The sequence below is a fragment of the Sphingomonas sp. genome (assembly GCF_042096255.1).
In the GTDB taxonomy this organism is placed as follows: domain Bacteria; phylum Pseudomonadota; class Alphaproteobacteria; order Sphingomonadales; family Sphingomonadaceae; genus Sphingomonas.
Map to the genome: position 1 here is coordinate 1 of NZ_JBELLZ010000167.1, position 4,105 is coordinate 4,105.

Genomic DNA, 4,105 nt, shown 5'->3' on the forward strand with positions numbered 1-4,105 from the left:
TGCATCTAACGATTGAAAGCGATAGCCACTCGCTACTTCTACTAGCTGAATGCCATCGCGCCCTCGATCCGCGCCTCGTCCTTCTCGGGCGCGAGTCGCTTCAGACCGCCCGCAGTCGGCAGCTCGACGTTGATCGAAACACGGTCTGCGTAAAGGCCGGCCTGGTGAACCAGCTCGGGATCGGCGTCGGGAATGGTCTTGAGGTGGATGTAGCCGCGGAAATCGTGGTCCTCGCGCAAGGAGCGCGCCACCTCGACGATCTGCTCCATCGTGTAGTTCGGCGAGGCGATGATGCCCGAGGAGAGGAACAGCCCCTCGATGTAGTTGCGCCGGTAGAAGGCGAGCGTCAGGTTCACCACCTCCTCGGCGGTGAAGCGCGCGCGGCGGACGTTCGAGCCCTTGCGGTTGATGCAATAATGGCAATCGAAGATGCAGCTGTTGGTCAGCAGGATCTTGAGCAGGCTGATGCAGCGCCCGTCCGGCGCATAGGCATGGCAGATGCCCATGCCCTCGGTCGATCCGATCCCCTTGCCGTCGCGGCTGTTGCGCTTGGCGGTGCCGGAGGACGCGCAGGACGCATCATACTTGGCAGCATCGGCGAGAATCGCAAGCTTCTGACGGACATCGAGCTGAGCCATATGTTCGATATACGTTCCAAGCACTTGAAAGTCACGGCTTGCGATTTGCGACCGATTCGCAATATTCCGTCGTACCTCGGCAAAACGACGCGGTCAGAGCGGCGTCCCGACTACGGAGCGACCAGGATGATGACCGAGACCCGATACCTCCTCGACCGGGCGGCCTGCGAGGCGATCCGCGCGATCGGCTCGCTGTCGCCCGCAGCGGAAGCGGTGCACGACCGGCTGTGCCTGCTCTATACCCAGCGCGCGCTGGCGCTGATCACCATCGAAGCGCGCGGCTAGGACGAAACGCGGTTCCAGGCGGCCTGCGCTGTGGCAGAAAGGAACGGCGCCGCTTCCGCGCGCAGGCGCTGCCAGTCGTCGGGGGTAAGCGCCAGCGCATCGCCCGGCGGCGGCGCCTCGGCGGGCAGGTCGATCCCAAAGTGATCCCTAAGAATCCTGCGATCCGCCTCGTAGCGATCCAGGATCGCGCGGGTGAGCGCTTCCGGGAAGATCGACGCGCGCGGCAACCGGCCTTTCCGCCGTCGCGCCGCCCGCGCCAGGGCGCCGCGGATCGCGACAAAGGCGGGCTGGTCGATTCCGGCGCGATTGCACGCCAGCAGCGCCGCCACCATGTCCTGCGGCAGCCCCGAGTTGACCCGCGGCGCCACGGCGGCGCGGGCGATCACATCCTCCGGCAATCCGATCGCGCGGGCGAAGTTGACGAGCAGTCCTTCGCCTGCGGCGAGCGTCTCGAAGGAGAAGAGGCGCAGGCGGGCGTCCGGCACCTGTTGCAGGATCGTCTGGATCGATCGAGCGAAGCCGCCGTTCAGATAGGCGTGCGCCCGGCTGAAATCCGCCGGACGGACAGGATCTCCACCGCGAACCAGCTGCTCCCATAGCGAGGTGAGCCAGCCGAGCGCGGGGCGGAGCACCAGCACCACGTCACGCTGACCCGCCGGGAGCGCATCAACCAGCAGGCGCACGCCGCTCGCCTTCCGGTTGAGCAGCATGCCCTCTTGAGACAGCATCAGCGTGTGCAGTGACGGATCGGCGGCAAAGCGCGCGAACTCGTCGGTCCATGCCTCCCACTCGCCTGGCGCCAGAGCGCCGGGTTTCTGCGACACCAACCGGGTCAGTGCGGAATGCCAGCCGATACCGATGCCCTGTGCCCGCCCCCGTTCGCGCAGGTCGGCGCGCGGCACGGGAAAGAGGATGCCGTGCGCGGCAAGCGCCTCCGTTTCCCGAGCCAGGAACTCCTGAGTCGAGGTGGTGCCGGTTTTCGGCAGACCGGCGTGAAGGACGATCCGCTTCACCGCGCGCCCTCCACGTTTGGATCAGGCGCCCGCGTTCTTCAGCGTCTGCTCGATCTGGTCCCAGGTCACCTGACCGTCCAGCTTGCGGCCGTTGAGCAGGAAGGTCGGCGTCCCGGTGATCCCCTGCTTCATCGCGCTGTCGGATATCTTGACGATGTCCGCGATCAGTTTCTCGTCGGCGAGGCAAGCCTTCAACTGGCTCTCGGGGATGCCGCGCTGCTTGGCGAAATCGATATAGCCCAGATGATCGGCCCACGCGGCGGCCTGCTGCTGCGGTGTGCGGTTGATGATCGACTGCTGGAACTGGCCCGCCGCGCCCAGCTTCTCGAGCACCGCCGGCTGTTCGGCGAACATCTGTTCCAGGATCGGGAAGTACGGCTCGGTGCCCGCGCAGTGGCCGACCAGTGCGACGCCGAGATCGGGCGCGTGAACCAGGAAATCGCGGAATTCGTACGAAACCTTGCCAGACTTGACGTAATTCGCCTCCAGCGGCTGCATGCCGGTCTGGCCGAAGGCGCCACAGGTCGGGCAGGTGCGCGAGCCATACTCGACCAGCTTGAGCGACGCATTCGGGTTGCCCATCAGATAGCCGCCCTCCGGCGTCTTCTTCACCACCTGCGTCCAGTCCTGACCCGCCGGCGCGGCGACCGCGGCAACCGAATTGGCCGGCGCGGTGATGTTGCCATCGCCCGGGTCCCCGCAGGCGGACAGGGCAAGCGCGGCAGCAAGCGCGACGAGATACTTCATGCAATCAAACTCCACTCACCTGGCGCCTGCGGCGCGCAGCATCGGTTGTAGTTGGGCCCAGCCGGCGCCCTGCACCAGCTTGCCATTGATCTCGAACGCGGGCGTGCCGCGCACGTCCTGGCGCACCGCCATGGCGGCGCCGGCGACACGGTCGATCGTCTTGCGATCGGCGAAACAGGAGTCGATCGCCGGCGCGCTCGCCCCCGCCTCGCGCGCGATCGCGACTAGGCCGGACGCCTCGGCGATCGCCTTCAGCCGCGCCTCGATCGGATAGAGCGCCTCGCGTTGGCCGTTCGCCTGGTCATGCTCGGCCGCGCGTCGGACCCAGTCGGACTGCCGGGCGAACACCAGCTCGTGGTAGCGCGGGAAGGACGCCGGGCCGACGCAGCGCGCCAGCGTCACCGCGGTGAGATCGACCTTGTCGGCGATCATGTTGCGGATCTCCAGCTTCACGCTGCCACTGCGTATCATCTGCCCGCGCAGCACGCCTGAGGCTTCCTCCGCGAAATGCGCACAATGCGGACAGGTGTAGCTGAGATACTCGACCAGGTGGACCTTGGCAGCGGGGTTGCCGATCGTGAAGCTCGCCGCGCCCGTGGCAGGCGTCGCAACCGCGGACCAGTCGCGCGCCGGCGCGGCGACGGCGGCGGTGGCGACAGCGAGCGAGAGCAGCAGGAGGCGCATCAACGGACCTTCGGTATGCCGGCGGAGGCGCTGACGCCCGAGGCGAGCGCCTCCAGCACCGCGCGCAATTCGGGATCGGCGATGGTGCGCAGCGACTCGCCCAGTTCGCCCGGGGCGGGCTTTAGCGAGGGCGGCGCGCGCCGCTCGAGCCGCGCCACCGGCTCGCCATGGCGGATGGTGACGCGCTCGACCGCGGCATAGCCGAAGAAGCGGTTCACCCGTTCGACGATCTCGGGCAGGATGTGCTGCATCGTCACCGCATGCGCGCCGCGCACGGTGACGGTGAGCGTGCCGCCCTCCTTCTTGCCCACCGGAAAGCGCAACGATTCGGGCTGCGACACCTTGGCCCAGCGTTCACCGACGATCTCGGTCCAGCGGCTCACCACCGACGATTGGACGAAGCCGAAGCGCTTGAACGCAGCGCGGCCGACATCGGGCAGCAGCTCTGCTACCTGGCGCGGGCCGTTCCTGCGTTGGGGTTCTGCCTGCGGGGCGCGGGGGCGCTTGCTCATCGCCACGCCCATGCCATAGCCGGCGGGTGAACGCCAAGCGGGCAGATGTGGCTGGAGCACTGCTCGCCTGGTACGACGCGAATGCGCGCACCCTGCCTTGGCGCGCGCCGCCCGGTGCGTCACCGGCCGATCCGTACCGGGTCTGGCTATCGGAAGTGATGCTTCAGCAGACCACCGTCGCCGCGGTGCGCCCGCGCTTCGAGGCGTGGGTGGCGCGCTGGCCAAC

5 protein-coding genes and 2 pseudogenes are annotated in these 4,105 nt (G+C 67.7%); 2 read left to right on the forward strand and 5 right to left on the reverse strand.

Translation table 11 applies throughout. The annotated features are described in order from the left end of the window. Nucleotides 1–50: 50 nt before the first annotated feature. A pseudogene (locus ACFDTH_RS17690) lies at nucleotides 51–638 on the reverse strand (radical SAM protein); the annotation flags it as partial. A gap of 126 nt (nucleotides 639–764) precedes the next feature. Between ACFDTH_RS17690 and ACFDTH_RS17695 the strand changes: the two are divergent. Beyond that, nucleotides 765–923, forward strand: a complete 159-nt coding sequence (locus ACFDTH_RS17695; protein WP_375288869.1) for a hypothetical protein — start codon at nucleotides 765–767, stop codon at nucleotides 921–923. Here ACFDTH_RS17695 and ACFDTH_RS17700 read toward each other — a convergent pair. From ACFDTH_RS17700 to ACFDTH_RS17715, 4 genes are read right to left on the reverse strand one after another with little or no spacing between them, the layout of a single operon-like run. Next, complete coding sequence (locus ACFDTH_RS17700) at nucleotides 920–1,936, reverse strand: hypothetical protein (protein WP_375288870.1); 1,017 nt, start codon at nucleotides 1,934–1,936, stop codon at nucleotides 920–922. The two genes, ACFDTH_RS17695 and ACFDTH_RS17700, sit on opposite strands and share 4 nt — an antisense overlap. A gap of 21 nt (nucleotides 1,937–1,957) precedes the next feature. Continuing rightward, nucleotides 1,958–2,683 carry a thioredoxin domain-containing protein gene (locus ACFDTH_RS17705; protein ID WP_375288871.1) on the reverse strand — a complete coding sequence of 242 codons (726 nt, stop codon included), beginning with the start codon at nucleotides 2,681–2,683 and terminating at the stop codon, nucleotides 1,958–1,960. Between the two features lie 15 nt (nucleotides 2,684–2,698). After that, nucleotides 2,699–3,367, reverse strand: a complete 669-nt coding sequence (locus ACFDTH_RS17710; RefSeq protein WP_375288872.1) for a thioredoxin domain-containing protein — start codon at nucleotides 3,365–3,367, stop codon at nucleotides 2,699–2,701. Beyond that, on the reverse strand, nucleotides 3,367–3,879 hold the full coding sequence (locus ACFDTH_RS17715) for a DUF721 domain-containing protein (protein WP_375288873.1): 513 nt from the start codon (nucleotides 3,877–3,879) through the stop codon (nucleotides 3,367–3,369). Before ACFDTH_RS17715 ends, ACFDTH_RS17710 begins: the two co-directional genes overlap by 1 nt. Before the next feature lie 59 nt (nucleotides 3,880–3,938). Between ACFDTH_RS17715 and ACFDTH_RS17720 the strand changes: the two are divergent. Beyond that, nucleotides 3,939–4,105 (forward strand): annotated as a pseudogene (locus ACFDTH_RS17720) (A/G-specific adenine glycosylase); the annotation flags it as partial.